This is a genomic window from Streptomyces sp. NBC_00086 (assembly GCF_026343255.1).
Taxonomy (GTDB): Bacteria; Actinomycetota; Actinomycetes; order Streptomycetales; family Streptomycetaceae; genus Streptomyces.
The window spans coordinates 6588695-6602148 of record NZ_JAPELZ010000001.1 but is presented as its reverse complement, the minus strand read 5'-3'; the positions used below and the strand labels follow the sequence as shown (position 1 = coordinate 6602148).

Annotated in this window: 11 protein-coding genes; 3 read left to right on the top strand and 8 right to left on the bottom strand. The window is 72.5% G+C overall.

Features of this window, described 5'->3' with window-relative positions:
• Positions 1-15: 15 nt before the first annotated feature.
• The 4 genes from OG276_RS29945 to OG276_RS29930 form a co-directional block, all read right to left on the bottom strand.
• A complete protein-coding gene (locus tag OG276_RS29945) occupies positions 16-840 on the bottom strand; it encodes a S1 family peptidase (protein WP_266913228.1) in 825 nt (274 codons plus the stop codon).
• 198 nt (positions 841-1038) lie between these two features.
• Positions 1039-1854, bottom strand: a complete 816-nt coding sequence (locus OG276_RS29940; protein ID WP_266909952.1) for a DUF1684 domain-containing protein — start codon at positions 1852-1854, stop codon at positions 1039-1041.
• A 147-nt stretch (positions 1855-2001) separates the two neighbouring features.
• Entirely contained in the window at positions 2002-2880 is an 879-nt protein-coding gene (locus tag OG276_RS29935) for a S1 family peptidase (protein WP_266909950.1), read from the bottom strand.
• A gap of 399 nt (positions 2881-3279) precedes the next feature.
• Entirely contained in the window at positions 3280-4425 is a 1146-nt protein-coding gene (locus OG276_RS29930) for a DUF5685 family protein (protein ID WP_266909948.1), read from the bottom strand.
• A 284-nt stretch (positions 4426-4709) separates the two neighbouring features.
• Here OG276_RS29930 and OG276_RS29925 point away from each other — a divergent pair, with 284 nt between their 5' ends.
• Complete coding sequence (locus OG276_RS29925; RefSeq protein WP_243340959.1) at positions 4710-5162, top strand: cell division protein SepF; 453 nt, start codon at positions 4710-4712, stop codon at positions 5160-5162.
• Positions 5163-5228: 66 nt separating this feature from the next.
• On the opposite strand, the gene OG276_RS29920 is transcribed toward OG276_RS29925, so the two are convergent.
• Complete coding sequence (locus tag OG276_RS29920; RefSeq protein WP_243340961.1) at positions 5229-6398, bottom strand: acyl-CoA dehydrogenase family protein; 1170 nt, start codon at positions 6396-6398, stop codon at positions 5229-5231.
• A 162-nt stretch (positions 6399-6560) separates the two neighbouring features.
• Between OG276_RS29920 and OG276_RS29915 the strand changes: the two genes are divergently transcribed.
• On the top strand, positions 6561-7544 hold the full coding sequence (locus OG276_RS29915; protein ID WP_266909944.1) for a YafY family protein: 984 nt from the start codon (positions 6561-6563) through the stop codon (positions 7542-7544).
• 322 nt (positions 7545-7866) lie between these two features.
• Here the strand turns inward: OG276_RS29915 and OG276_RS29910 are convergent, their stop codons facing one another.
• Both OG276_RS29910 and OG276_RS29905 read right to left on the bottom strand, forming a co-directional pair.
• Positions 7867-9045 carry a phosphatase PAP2 family protein gene (locus tag OG276_RS29910; protein ID WP_266909942.1) on the bottom strand — a complete coding sequence of 393 codons (1179 nt, stop codon included), beginning with the start codon at positions 9043-9045 and terminating at the stop codon, positions 7867-7869.
• Positions 9046-9282: 237 nt separating this feature from the next.
• Complete coding sequence (locus tag OG276_RS29905; protein WP_266909940.1) at positions 9283-10392, bottom strand: hypothetical protein; 1110 nt, start codon at positions 10390-10392, stop codon at positions 9283-9285.
• 250 nt (positions 10393-10642) lie between these two features.
• Between OG276_RS29905 and OG276_RS29900 the strand changes: the two genes are divergently transcribed.
• The gene (locus OG276_RS29900) at positions 10643-12325 is read left to right on the top strand and encodes an MFS transporter (RefSeq protein ID WP_266909938.1); all 1683 of its coding nucleotides are present in this window, start codon (positions 10643-10645) and stop codon (positions 12323-12325) included.
• A 211-nt stretch (positions 12326-12536) separates the two neighbouring features.
• Here the strand turns inward: OG276_RS29900 and OG276_RS29895 are convergent, their stop codons facing one another.
• Positions 12537-13319, bottom strand: coding sequence for a transglycosylase family protein (locus OG276_RS29895; protein WP_323182373.1), 783 nt, complete (start codon positions 13317-13319; stop codon positions 12537-12539).
• Between the last annotated feature and the right edge of the window lie 135 nt (positions 13320-13454).

The window sequence follows — 13454 nt, the reverse complement described above, 5'->3', positions numbered from 1 at the left end:
GGCCCGGGGCAGGGCCTAGTACACGCTCACGCCGTACGCGTTGAGCGCCTCGACGACGGGCTGGAAGAACGTGGTGCCGCCCGAAGAGCAGTTGCCGCTGCCGCCGGAGGTGAGGCCGACCGCGCGGGTGCCCGAGTAGAGCGGACCGCCGCTGTCGCCGGGCTCGGCGCAGACGTTGGTCCGGATCATGCCGTAGACGACGTCGCCGCCGCCGTAGTTCACGGTGGCGTTGAGCCCGGTCACCGAGCCGCTGTGGATGCCGGTGGTGGAGCCGCGGCGGGTGACGGCCAGACCGGTGGTGGCGTTGATGGCGCTGGTGATGTCCTGGCTGCCGACGGCGCCGGGGTGAGCCAGGGAGGCGTTGTCGTAGCGGATGAGTCCGTAGTCGTTGTTCGGGAAGCTGGAGCCCACCGTCGGGCCGATGGCGGTGGTACGGGCGGAGTTGGTCCACCAGGTGCCCGCGCCGTCGGTGCAGTGTCCGGCGGTGAGGATGTAGTAGGTGCTGCCGCTGCGCACGTTGAAACCGGCGGAACAGCGCCAGCCGGTCGCGTAGATGGCGTCTCCGCCGGACACCAGCTTCGTCAGCTTGCCCGGTGTGCGCTCGATGCGCAGGGCGGCCGCGTTCGCTCCGGCCTCGCTGCGGATCTTGGCGATGCTCGCCGCCGAGACGGTGGAGTCGGCGGTGACCACGAGGGTGCCGGTGGCGGAGTCGGTGTGCCAGGCGGTGCCGGCGACGTCGGCACGCAGGACCGAGGCGCCGGCGGAGGCGAGCCGGTCGGCGCTGAAGCCGCCGTCGGCGTGCGCGGCCGTGGGGGCCGCGAGCGCGGCCACGGCGGCCATGCCGGTGGCCACGGCGAAGAACCTGGAACGGATGATGCGCTTGATCGTCACTTGTCGTCCTCCCGAGTGGGGGTCGGAGGCCCGGCGGGGTGGGGTGGTGCCGGAGCCCGTGGAGGGCGGCCGGGGGCGCGGCGGACGGGATGCCGCTCGACGTGCCCCTGACAAGCCCCGAGAGACGCTGACGGGAGTCTCCTGGTGTCAGATACCGCTAGCAAGGGCGCCTTTCAGCCGCCGCTCGCCCGCCTCGATCCCGAAGGGCAGGGTGTTGCCGGGCGGAGGGAAGGGGCAGACGAAGTGGTCCGCGAAGGCGCAGGGAGGCAGCTGGACCCGGTTGAGGTCCACGGTGATCGAGCCGTCGGCGGCCGGGATTCCGGGCCTGAGGAAGCGGAACCGGTAGCTGGAACGGCCGCCGGTGGCATCCCCGACGACCGCCCAGAGACTGCCGTCCCCCTCGTCCACCGCGACCCGCAGCGCGTGCCGGGCGCCGGCGAAGTCGAAGCCCAGCTCACCGCCCAGGCCGAGCCCGCGCGCGCGTCCGTCGACGTTCTCGACCTGGACCGTCCGGTCCTCCCCGTACGGGATGAACCGTCCCGGCACCGCGTACGCTGGGTCGTACGGGGTGACCTCGATCCCGGCGAAGGCCGCCCGGCCCGGTGCGGCCGGGTCGAACACCCGTACCGCCCATTCCCCTTCGCGCCGGATCACGACGAGCCGCACCTCCCCCGCGCGGAGCCGGGAGTGCGAGGGCGGGGCCTCGTCGGCGGCGAGGACGGCGGCGCCGGTGAGGGGTGCGTCGTCCAGGGCGATCCCGTCCTCGGGACCGGCGGTCAGGGTCACTCCTGCGGTGGTGGCCCGCCAGTGTCCCGGAACGGCCGGAATTCGACCTTCCGGGTAGTCGGCGAGCCAGTGGGTGCCGGTCAGTGCGAGCGGCCCGTAGGGGGCGGACACGGTGACCACCCGATGCTCGTGCCACCGCTCCCAGGCCGCGGCCGGATCTTCTGCGTCAGCGCTCATGCCGCTCAACCCTTCCACGCCGGCCCCGCGGGAAACCGGAAGGCCGGCAAATGGACACGAACGCACTGGACCTCCTCCCGGAAGACGGGAGGAGGTCCAGGGTGAAGCGGGTGAATCAGGTGAAAAGGTAAAGCGGGTGCGTGTGGCTTAGAACACGGTCACGTTGTAACGGGTGAGCACTTCCCGGACGGGCTGGAAGTACGTGACACCGCCCGACTTGCAGTCACCGCTGCCGCCGGAGGTCAGGCCGAGGGCGTGGGTGCCGGTGTAGAACGGGCCGCCGCTGTCGCCGGGCTCGGCGCAGGCGTTGGTCTGGGTCAGACCGTAGACGATGTTGCCGTTGCCGTAGTTGACCGCCTTGTTGAGACCGGTCACCTTGCCGTAGCGGGTACCGGTGGTGGAACCGGTCCGCTTCACGCTCATGCCGACGGTGGGGTTGATCGCGTCCTTGATGTCCTGGCCGTAGACCGCACCGGAGTGCGACAGGCCCTTGTTGTCGTAACGGACGATCCCGTAGTCGTTGCCCGGGAAGCTGGAGCCCGCCGTCGCGCCGATGACCACGCCGCTCGTGTTCGCGTACCAGGTACCCGCACCCTGGGTGCAGTGACCGGCGGTCAGCGCGTAGTAGAGGGTGCCCCGGCGCACGTTGAAGCCGAGGGAGCAGCGCTTCGTCGTGGTGTAGATCGCCTGACCGCCCGTGGTCAGCTGCGAGAGCTTTCCGTGGGTCCGCTCGATGCGCACGGCCGAGCCGTTCGACCCGGCCTCCTTCTTGATCTTCGCGATGTTGGCCTCCGACACGGTGGAGTCGGCGGTCACCACGAGGGTCCCCGTCTCGTCGGCACCCCACGCGGTACCAGCGACATCGGCGCGCAGGACCGCGGCCTCGGCCGCGGCGAGGCGGTCGGCGTTGACGCTGGCACCGCTCGGGGCCTCGGCCGCGGCCGCGGGACCCGCGAGCGTGGCCACGGCGGTCAGACCGACGGCAGCCGCGAAGAGCCTGGAACGGAAGATGCGCTTGACTGTCACTTAGTTGTCCTCCCGGAAGGGATCGAAGGCCCGGAATTCAGGTGCGGTGTCCAGGGCCTGTATGGGTGCTCAGAGGCAGGACGGACGAATCACCGTTCGCCGTGCCCCTGACAAACCTCGTAAATGCTATCGAATGTTTTCTGCCGCCAGAGGTGCCAGGCAAGACCGTAATTCAGCCACCGGCGACCCCAAAGGCCCCCAAAAGCCCGCTCCACGTCGACGGCGACCCGGACAGACGATCCGAAACGGCCTGAATTCGCCCCGGACGGCAAGGTTCCGACCGAAGAGCCGCCGTGCACAGCTGTTGCACAGTCGGGACAAAGGCAGGGCGCGTACATCGGACATACGGCGCACAGGCCCACCAAAGGCGGCACACGGGAAAGGGCGCCGGGGACCGCGTCAGCAGTCGCAGCCGCAGCCGTCGCAGCAGCAGCAGCCGTCGCAGCTGCAGTCACAGTTCGGACCGCAGTCGCAGTTGTCGCACCACGCGTCCCTCTTCTTGCGGGACCACGGGCCCTCGTGGTCCGTGCAGCACAGCTGGCAGGTGCAGAACAGCCCCAGGGCCACCGCGCAGCCCGCCAGCAGGCCGCGGCGCGGCTTGCTCGGGGGCGCCGGCGGCGGGCCGAAGTCCACCGGAGGCGGCCCGAAGGAGCCCTCGGGGGCCGGGGCCGTCGCCGTGTGGGCGCAGCCCGCGGTCCCGAAGGCCCGGTCCACCGAGGTGCGCAGCTCGTGCACGAGCAGCCGGTGGGCGAGGCCCGCGTCGGCGAACTCCACCTCCCGCAGCGCCAGCCGGATGCCCCGCAGGGCGTCGTCGCACAGCCTGCGGGCCTCGGCGATGGGGGTCCCGGTGGCGGTCAGCGGGTTCCAGGCGCCCGCCGCCGCGTCCGCCGCCTGGTCCTCGACGGCGTCCAGCAGGTGCGCGAGCCGCCCGAAGTAGCGTCCGGCCTCGGCGAGCGCGGGGGCGTTGCCTGGCCGCCCGGCGAGGGTCGCGGTATGGGCGAAGGCGGCGGCCGTGGCGGTCTCGGTCGGCTCGGTCACCACGAGCACCGGCGTGCCGGCTCCGGCCAGGGTCTCGATGCCCGTCTGCCGGTCCACGGCGTCGACGAGCACGGCCGTGTCGAAGCCGAGCGAGGCCCCGGTACGGGCACCCGCCCGGTCCCAGCCTCGGGCCACCCGGCGCGCCGCGAGGGCGATCGGGGCGCGGGCCAACAGGCCGTCCCGGTCGGCCACGTGGTCGCGCACCTTCGCGGAGGCCAGCACGAGCGAGACGGCGGCGGCGAGCCGCGCCCCCTCGCCGTTGGCCACGGCGGCGGTGCGCATCCCGCGCAGTGGACAGGGCCCGGCGGTGCGCCGGGAGCCCGGGGCGGGTCCGGACTGAGCCTCCGTCAGAACGGAGACGAGCAGCCCGTCGTAGTTGGTCACGATCCTCGCGAACTGGCCGTGGTCCCCCCGAAGTGCCAGGCACAGCCCGCAGAGATGGGCCATCCACTCCGTCTTGAACCGTTCCCCGAGGCGGTGCGTGCATGGTCTGACGATGCCGAACAAAACGATTCCCCCGTGTGTCATACGCGTGCTCGACGGGCATCGTAGCGACACCGTCCGTCACCCGTACGTCCCCATCGCTCACCCGTACGGCCGTACTGGTCGTATTTTCACTCAGACAGCAGCGGTACCCGCTGGGATCCTTGACCGTGCAACGGATGTTCTGCACCAGTACCGTCACGAAACCCCTGCGCGGCGACTATCCACTTGGCGCGTTGTCAGCATCATGGACGACGATAGGGACGCGGAAGAGAAGACAGAACTGACCGCGATGAAAGGAGGCGTCCATGGGTTCGGTGCGCAAGGCGAGTGCCTGGCTGGGTCTCGTAGAGGACAGCGACGACGAGCGTTACTACGACGACGACTACGCGGAGGCCCCGCAGGGGGGTTCGGTGGTCGGCCCCGGCGAGCAGTGGGTCACGGACCCGCGCGTCAAGGTGGCGTCGGAGTCCGCCGTCGATCAGGGCCGCCGCATCGCGACGGTCACCCCGGACGGTTTCCGCGACGCCCGCGGCATCGGCGAGCTGTTCCGTGACGGTGTCCCGGTCATCGTGAACCTGTCCTCGATGGACCCGGGCGACGCGAAGCGCGTGGTCGACTTCGCGGCCGGTCTGACCTTCGGTCTGCGCGGTTCGATCGAGCGGGTGGCGACCAGGGTCTTCCTGCTGACCCCGGCCGACACCCAGATCGTGAGCGGCGAGCCCGGCGGCCGCTCGCGCGACTTCTTCAACCAGAGCTGAGCAAGGCCCTCACCGGCCGCCTCCGGTTCCTTCCGGCCCTCCCGGCATCCAGTGGCCGTACCCGGCCTAGCGGAAGGCGTCGAGCCCGGTGAGCGCCTTGCCCAGCACGAGCTGGTGCATCTCGACGGTGCCCTCGTAGGTGAGGACCGATTCGAGGTTGGTGGCGTGCCGCATGACGGGGTATTCGAGGGAGATCCCGTTGGCACCGAGGATCGTCCGCGCGGTGCGACAGATCTCGATGGCCTCGCGGACGTTGTTGAGCTTGCCGAAGCTGATCTGCTCCGGCCGCAGGGTCCCCGCGTCCATCCGGCGGCCCAGGTGGTGGGCGAGCAGGATCCCCTTGTGGAGCTCCAGCGCCATGTCCGCGAGCTTGGCCTGCGTGAGCTGGAAGCCTCCGATGGGCCTGCCGAACTGCTCGCGCGTCTTCGCGTAGTCCAGCGCCGACTCGAAGCTGGCGCGCGCCGCACCCATGGATCCCCAGACGATCCCGTACCGCGCGTGGCTGAGACAGCCGAGCGGCCCCTTGAGCCCGGTGACCCCCGGAAGCACCGCGTCGGCGGGCAGCCGTACGTCGTCCAGGATCAGCTCGCTGGTCACCGAGGCGCGCAGGGACCACTTGTGCTTGATCTCCGGGGCGGAGAAGCCGGCGCTGTCCGTGGGGACGGCGAAACCGCGGATCCCCTCCTCGGTCTGCGCCCAGACGACGGCCACGGCGGCCACCGAGCCGTTGGTGATCCACATCTTGCGGCCGTTCAGGACCCAGTCCGAGCCGTCCCGCTTGGCGTGGGTGCGCATCGCGCCGGGGTCCGAACCGACGTCGGGCTCGGTCAGCCCGAAGCAGCCGATGAGTTCGCCGGCGGCCATGCCGGGCAGCCACCGCTGCTTCTGCTCCTCGGAGCCGTACTTCCAGATCGCGTACATCGCCAGGGAGCCCTGTACGGAGACCAGCGAGCGGATCCCGGAGTCGGCGGCCTCCAGTTCCAGGCAGGCGAGCCCGTACTGGACGGCGCTGGCGCCCGCGCAGCCGTAGCCCTGGAGCGACATCCCGAGGGCGCCGAGGGCGCCGAGCTCCTTGGCGATCTCCCGGATCCCGGGCAGCTCGCCGTTCTCGTACCACTCGGCGATGTGCGGCAGGACCCGGTCGGCGGCCCAGCCGCGGACGGTGTCCCGGATCGCGAGGTCCTCGGGCGTGAGGAGTTCGTCGAGCCCGAGCGGGTCGGTGGGAACGAAGGACACTGCGCCTCCTGGCAGGCCGGATCACAAAACCTAGCGCCGCAAGTTTGTCGGTCCGCCGGTCCGCGGTCCACCCGCTGCGGGTGTGACCCCCGTCCTGCCGCACGGCCTCCCTGTCGTGTGGCCCGGTCCTGCGATCCCCGGTCCTGCGGGCAGACTGCGGACATGCTTGATACCTCCGCGCGACTGCTGCGCCTGTTGTCCCTGTTGCAGGCCCACCGGGAATGGACCGGGGCCGATCTGGCGGGCCGGCTCGGCGTGACCCCGCGGACCGTGCGCCGGGACGTGGACCGGCTGCGGGAGCTCGGTTACCCCGTGAACGCCAGTCCGGGCACCGGCGGCGGGTACCAGTTGGGGGCCGGGGCCGAGCTGCCGCCGCTGCTGCTCGACGACGACGAGGCCGTCGCCGTGGCCGTGGGGCTGCGGACCGCCGCCGGGAACGGCGTGGAGGGCATCGGCGAGGCCTCCGTACGGGCGCTGGCGAAGCTGGAGCAGGTACTGCCCTCGCGGCTGCGGGCCCGGGTGTCCGCGCTGAACGAGTTCACCGTGCCCATGTTCCGCAGGGCGCGCGGCTCCACGGTCGACTCCTCCGTGCTCACCGAGCTGGCCGGCGTCTGCCGTGACGCCGAGCGGCTGCGCTTCGGATACCGGGACCACGGGGGCACCGTCACCCGCAGGACCGTCGAACCGCACCGGCTGGTGTGCAGCGAGCGCCGCTGGTACCTCGTTGCCTGGGATCTGGACCGGGAGGGCTGGCGGACCTTCCGGGTGGACCGGATCGAGCTCAGGCCCCCGCACGGACCGCGCTTCACCCCGCGCCCGCCGCCCGCCGAGGACCTCGCCGCGTACGTCTCCCGGGGCATCTCCCAACGGGTGTACGCGACCCGCGCGGTGGTCCGGCTGCGGGTGCCCGAGCAGGAGGCGGCGCGGATCGTCGGACCGGCCGACGGGACCCTGGAGCCGCTCGACGAGCAGAGCTGCATCCTGCGCACCGGGGCGGTCAACCTCGATGTCCTCGTCATTCACATCATGATGATCGGGTGTGAGTTCGAGGTCATCGAACCGGCCGAACTGACGGACCGGATCCGGGCCGCGCGAGATCGGCTCGGCAGGTCTCTGGAACCGCTCGTGAACCAGCCGGAGAAGTGAAGGGTTTGTAAGGAAGCGGAGGGGGACCGGAGCACGCCCCGGCCACAATTCCGGGGAGTTGCGGGGGAATTCGAAACAGAATTCCCCCCGGGCGTGTCGCGGGACGGGAAATAAAAGGTCCAGACAAACTCCGCCGTGGAGGACTGTCGACAATCCGTGACACAAGCGTGACCCGGTATGGAGGAACGTCCGGGCGCGCCGCTGACGTTCCGGGCCTTTCGCGGCCGCCGTGCCCCGGACGCGCCACGGCGGGCCCCGGTCGTCGACCGGGGCCCGCCGTGGATGCGCGAGCGGAAGGGGTGCGTACCGCCCGGGGTCCGGCTCAGCCGCCGGTGGCCGGGCGGGGCGCCGCGCCGCGCACGGGGGCGCGGTCGGCGTGGGCCGGCCGGCGGCTGCCTGCCGGGGTGAGCGGGGTCCGCTCCGAACGGATCAGGTGCGGACGGCCGGAGAGGTGGACGGCGGGCCGGGCGGCGGGCTGGTGGCCCGCAGCAGCCTGGGCGGAAGCGGAAGCGGCGGCCGACGCCGGGACCGGAACCTGCGGGGGCTCGGCCGGCTCGGGCTGCCGCAGGACGACCGCGGGCTGCACCAGCGGCACGGGAAGTACGGGCGCCGCCGGCGGCACGGGCTCCCCCGACGGCCGCTCGGACGGCTCGGCGGCGGCCCGCTGGAGCTGCCACTTGCCGCCGGCCGAGAGCAGTGGGACGAGCACTCCGGTGAGGGCCTCGGGCACCTGCCCGGCCTCCACGAGGCTGCGCAGCCGGGCCCGCACGTCGAAGACGTAGGCCTCGGCCAGCGCGATGAACGGCTCGAACCACGGCAGCGCCAGCAGCACGAGCAGGCCGGCGAGCCAGCCGAGCAGGACGTCGCTGACCCAGTGGGTGCCGAGGTAGACGGTGGTGGCGCCGACGCTCAGGGAGACCACGGCGGACACCAGGGACAGCACCCGGCGGGTGACCACCGTGGACGCCAGGTAGGCCAGGATTCCCCAGGTCACCACGGCGTTGGCGGTGTGGCCCGAAGGAAATATATCTCCGCCGGCGAAGAGCTCCGCCGAGCCGATCTCGGTGGCGTAGTGCGGACCGAGCCGGCCCAGTCCGAGCTTGACGGCGCCCACGGTGATGTTGAGCAGCAGCAGCGCCACGCCGAGGGTGATCAGCGGGCGGAGGGTGTGCTGCCGCCAGGACCGCCAGCCGAGCCAGGCGGCGACCATGACCGCGGTGGGGCCGCGCTGGCCCAGGACGACGAGGTAGTCGAGGAAGGCGTGGAGCTGCGGCCACTGCTCGTACGGCCGGAAGAACATGATCTGCCAGTCGAGGCGGACGAGCCAGGAAGTGGTCAGCACCGCGACGACGATTGCCAGGTAGAAGCCGAGGGTCGCTCCGAGGAGCACGACGCGGTGCCGGCTCATCCGCGGTGTTTGCAGATGAGCCGGTCGCTCTGGTTCCCGGTCCAGCCGGGCGAACACCCGCTCCAGTCTGGGCAGGATTTGGTCGGTACGCACTCAATCGACGTTACCGCGCGCCGATGGGCACCCCGGTCGAATCACGCGCTTTGTGATGACCATGTGATGTGGACTTGGTCTCACGCGGGACTTAATTCCCGGTATTCATCCTTTGGTTGGAGTGACGGAGGCCCCTTCCTCCGGTCTTTTCCTCGCATACTTAGGCCGCATTTATCAGTCCCGGTCAATTACTTTGCCCGAAGATGGAACGGAACGATCCATTCCGTGATCCCGGGCCTACGGAGGCCCCGAGCCGTTCAGCCAGAAGGCCCCGTACGCGGCCGCGGCGACGGCCGCCGCACCCAGCACCGCGGCCGCCCGGCCCGTCCGCCACCGGGCCAGCGCCACCGCCGGCGGGAACACCAGCGGGAAGGCGGGGAGCAGCAGCCGGGGCTTGGAGCCGAAGTACCCGGAGGCGCACAGGGCCAGCGCCACCACGATCCCGGCGTACACCAGCAGCGGCAGCGGCTGGCGCCGCCGCACGCAGAGCGCGTACAGCCACAGCACCAGTGCGACCCCGGCGATCAGCCCGATCCCGGCGGCGAAGGCCGGCGAGGCCAGTCGCGCCCCGATGAACCGGGCGAACGCCCAGCCGCCGTCGAAGCCGTTTCCCCAGCCGCCCTGTACGTCCAGGTACCCGGTCAGGCCGCCGCCGGTGCGCGCGCCCACCCACAGCACGTACGCCGCCGCTCCGAGCGGGGCCAGCAGCGCCCCCGCCACCGGCCGCCAGGAGCGTTCCCCGCCGCGCAGGGCCAGGGCGGCGCCCACCCACACCGCCGCGACCACGGCGGCTCCGACCGGGCGGGTCAGCCCCGCCCCGGCCGCGAGCAGGCCGGCCGTGAGCCAGTGCCCGCGCAGGATCCCGTAGAGGCTCCAGGCGGCCAGCGCGGTGAACAGCGACTCGCTGTACGCCATCGACTGGACGATCCCGACGGGCAGCGCGGCCCAGACCGCGACGGCGAACACCCCGGCCCGGCGGCCGTGGAGGAGTTCGGCGACCGCGAAGATCCCCCAGGCCGCGGCGAGCCCGGCGAGCGCCGACACCACCAGGCCCGCGGATCCGTGGCCGAGCCCGGTGACGGCCGACACCAGCCGCTCCAGCCAGGGCAGCAGCGGGAAGAAGGCCAGGTTGGAGTGGACGTCGCCGTTCGGGAGCGCCACCTCGTACCCGTACCCCTCGGTGGCGATCCGGGCGTACCAGAGGGAGTCCCAGCGGGCCGAGAGCAAGGTGTGCGCGCTACTGCCGGCCGCCGCCCCCCACACCGTGAGCACGGCCAGCCCCAGCAGCCGAACCGCCACGAACACGGCCAGAGCGGGCGCGGCCCGACGAAATCCAAGATCCTTCACGGGCATGATTATCGAGGTCGGGGGCAGGCGCGCCCGGGCAGGAGGGGCCGAGGTGGAACGAGTGGCGCACACCACATCGCAGCCGGCGGCGGGATGAGAGCTTGACCACGTGTCGGACAGCCGAACTCGCGTACGCTGACCCTTCACTCGCGTGTCGACGCCGGACCCCGTAGGACGCCACCCTCCCCACCCGTGGCTCCGAGAAGACGCTGGTCCGCCGAGTGCGAGGGATCACCTGGGAGGTACATGCATGTCGGGGACGAACACGACCGGCGACAGGACCCCTTCCCCCCGGCAGCGACTGCGGCGACTCGGCGCGGCCTCCGGCGGGGCCAACCGCTGGGCCGTACTGGCGGTCCTCTGCGTGAGCCTGGTGCTCGTCGCGCTCGACGCGACGATCCTGCACGTCGCCGTTCCCTCCGTCTCCGAAGACCTGCGGCCCGGCCCGATGGAGCTGCTCTGGATCGTCGACGCCTACCCGCTGGTCTGCGCCGCCCTCCTCATCCTCTTCGGCACCCTCGGTGACCGCGTGGGCCGCCGCCGCGTCCTGCTCCTCGGCTACGGGCTCTTCGGCGCGGCCTCGGCCCTGGCCGCCCTCGCCGACAACGCCCAGGTCCTGATCGCGGCCCGTGCCCTGCTGGGCGTCGGCGGCGCGATGATCATGCCCGCCACCCTGTCGATCCTGCGCCAGGTCTTCCCCGACCGGCGCGAGCGGGCCCTCGCCATCGGCATCTGGACCGCCGTCGCCGCCGTGGGCGCGGCCAGCGGCCCCGTCCTCGGCGGCTTCCTGGTCCAGCACTTCTGGTGGGGCTCGGTCTTCCTGATCAACATCCCGCTCATGGTCATGATCCTGCCGCTGGGACGGTGGCTGCTGCCCGAGTCCAAGGGCACCTCCGACGGGCCCTGGGACGTGCTCGGCGCGCTCATGGCCGCCGGCGGCGTGCTCGGCTCGGTCCTCGGGATCAAGCGGCTCGGCGCCGAGCGCCACCTCACCGACCCGCAGGCACTGGTCCCGCTGCTGATCGGGGCGGCGCTGCTCGTGCTCTTCGTACGGCGCCAGAAGCGCCGCGCGCACCCGCTGATCGACATGCGGATGTTCTCCCGGCCGGCCTTCACCACCTCCGTGGGCTGCATCGTGCTGGCCATGCTGGCGCTGGTCGGCCTGGAACTGATCGCCGTCCAGTACCTCCAGCTCGTGCTGCACCTGAGCCCGCTGGAGACCGGGCTGCGCCTGCTCCCGCTCACCTTCGCCGCGATGGCGGCGGGCGCGACCGGCTCCTACACGCTGGCCCGGACCGGCCCGCGCAGGATGGTCTCGCTGGGCTTCGTCCTGACCGCCGGCGCGGTCCTGCTCCTGACCCTCATGGGTCAGCACGACCGCCCGGTCCTGCTGACGGCCGGCTTCGTCCTGCTCGGCTTCGGCCTCCAGACCACCCTCTTCGCGGCCTACGAGTCCATGCTGAGCGAGGCTCCGGCCGCGACGGCGGGCGGCGCCGCCTCGATCGGGGAGACCTCCTACCAGCTCGGTGCGGGCATGGGCATCGCCCTGCTGGGCAGCGTGATGAACGCGGCCTACGCGCCGGGCCTGGCAGCGGTTCCGGGGGTGTCGGCGGCCGACTCCGCCGGGGCCTCGCACTCGCTGGGCGAGGCCTACCAGATCGCGACGCGGCTCGGCGGCCCGGCGGGCGAGTCCCTGTTCACGGCCGCCCGGCACTCCTTCGTCCACGGGCTGCACGTCACGCTGCTGGTGAGCGCGGCGCTGCTCCTGGCGGGCGCGGCGATGGCCCTGAAGCTCCCCCGCACGATGGAGTGCGCGGACCCCGAGCCGGCCCAGATCCGCCTCCCCGCCCAGCCGGGCCCCGAACCGACCGCCCCCCGCATCCCGGCCCAGCCCACCCCCGACCACGACCCAGCCCTCGGCCACCCGGCCTGACACCCCAGCCCCGCGGAGCCCCTCCGGTCCATTCCAGCTCGCGCGGGCCGAAATCCAGCCCCTCCGGCGTTTGAGGAGCGGGGGTCCGGGGGCCGGCCCCCGGCAACGGCGCCGCACCCGGCAACGGGTCCGGGCGGAGCCCGGGGAACGGTGGAAGGGCGGGTAGGGGACCCAGCCCCGCAGGGCCAACCCACCCGCACCAGCCCACCGCCTACACCCTCGATCCCCCCACCGGACCGGGACTCACGGACAGGTCCCCCCGGCGCGGCACAGCCGACGCCCCCGGGGGCAGCACGCCCGGCACGGCCGACGCGGCCGGGCTCGCAACGGCCCCGGGCGGCGGGGACTGCGGCGCCGACGGGGGCTGGGATGCAGGCGGGGACTGCGGCGCCGACGGGGCCTGCGATGCCGGCGGGGACTGCGGCGCCTGCGCCGGCGGATCCGTCCGCACCGCCGGCAGCACCAGCATCACGCCGATCCGCAGCACTTCCGGCCGCGGCCCGACCACCACCCGGTTCACCGCATAGAGCGCCTGCCACCCACCCCGCACCCGGTGCCGCCGCGCGATCCCGACCAGCGTGTCCCCCTTCCGCACCACGTGCATCCGCCCCGCCAGCCCGTACCGCTTCGCGCACACGGGCCACGCCTCCCAGCCCTGGCTCCCCAGCAGCTCCTCCCCCACCCGGATCTGCTGCTCCCGCGTGGCGAGGTCCGCCCTCGGCGCGAAGGCCAGCCCCCCGTGCTCCTCCCACGTCGGCTGCCAGAACTGCAGTCCGCCGTAGAAGCCGTTGCCCGTGTTCACCGCCCAGCGGCCCCCGCTCTCGCAGTCGGCCACGCAGTCCCAGGGCCACTGCCCGCCGGGCCCGCAGTCCACCGACCGGCCGGGCGCCCCCGGCCTGGGCGGGGGCGGCGCCGCGACCGCCGCCGCCGATGCGAGCAAGAGGAGCGCCAGCGCCGCCGCGCCCACCCCACCCGGAACCCCGAAGTTGCGCATCGCGTCACGCTACGCAGCCCCGTACCACCCCCCGCGCTCGCCACACCGCGCCCTCCGCGCCCCCACCCGCTCGGCCCACCGCGCAAACGACCAGCACCGGCCATCAACTGCGCACAACCAAAAAAGAGTTGGCAC

Excerpts from the sequence above, each read along its gene's own strand:
- OG276_RS29945 (WP_266913228.1), bottom strand. The coding sequence starts at position 840 with ATGGCCGCCGTGGCCGCGCTCGCGGCCCCCACGGCCGCGCACGCCGAC.
- OG276_RS29940 (WP_266909952.1), bottom strand. The coding sequence starts at position 1,854 with ATGAGCGCTGACGCAGAAGATCCGGCCGCGGCCTGGGAGCGGTGGCAC.
- OG276_RS29925 (WP_243340959.1), top strand. The coding sequence starts at position 4,710 with ATGGGTTCGGTGCGCAAGGCGAGTGCCTGGCTGGGTCTCGTAGAGGAC.
- OG276_RS29915 (WP_266909944.1), top strand. The coding sequence starts at position 6,561 with ATGCTTGATACCTCCGCGCGACTGCTGCGCCTGTTGTCCCTGTTGCAG.
- OG276_RS29900 (WP_266909938.1), top strand. The coding sequence starts at position 10,643 with ATGTCGGGGACGAACACGACCGGCGACAGGACCCCTTCCCCCCGGCAG.
- OG276_RS29895 (WP_323182373.1), bottom strand. The coding sequence starts at position 13,319 with ATGCGCAACTTCGGGGTTCCGGGTGGGGTGGGCGCGGCGGCGCTGGCG.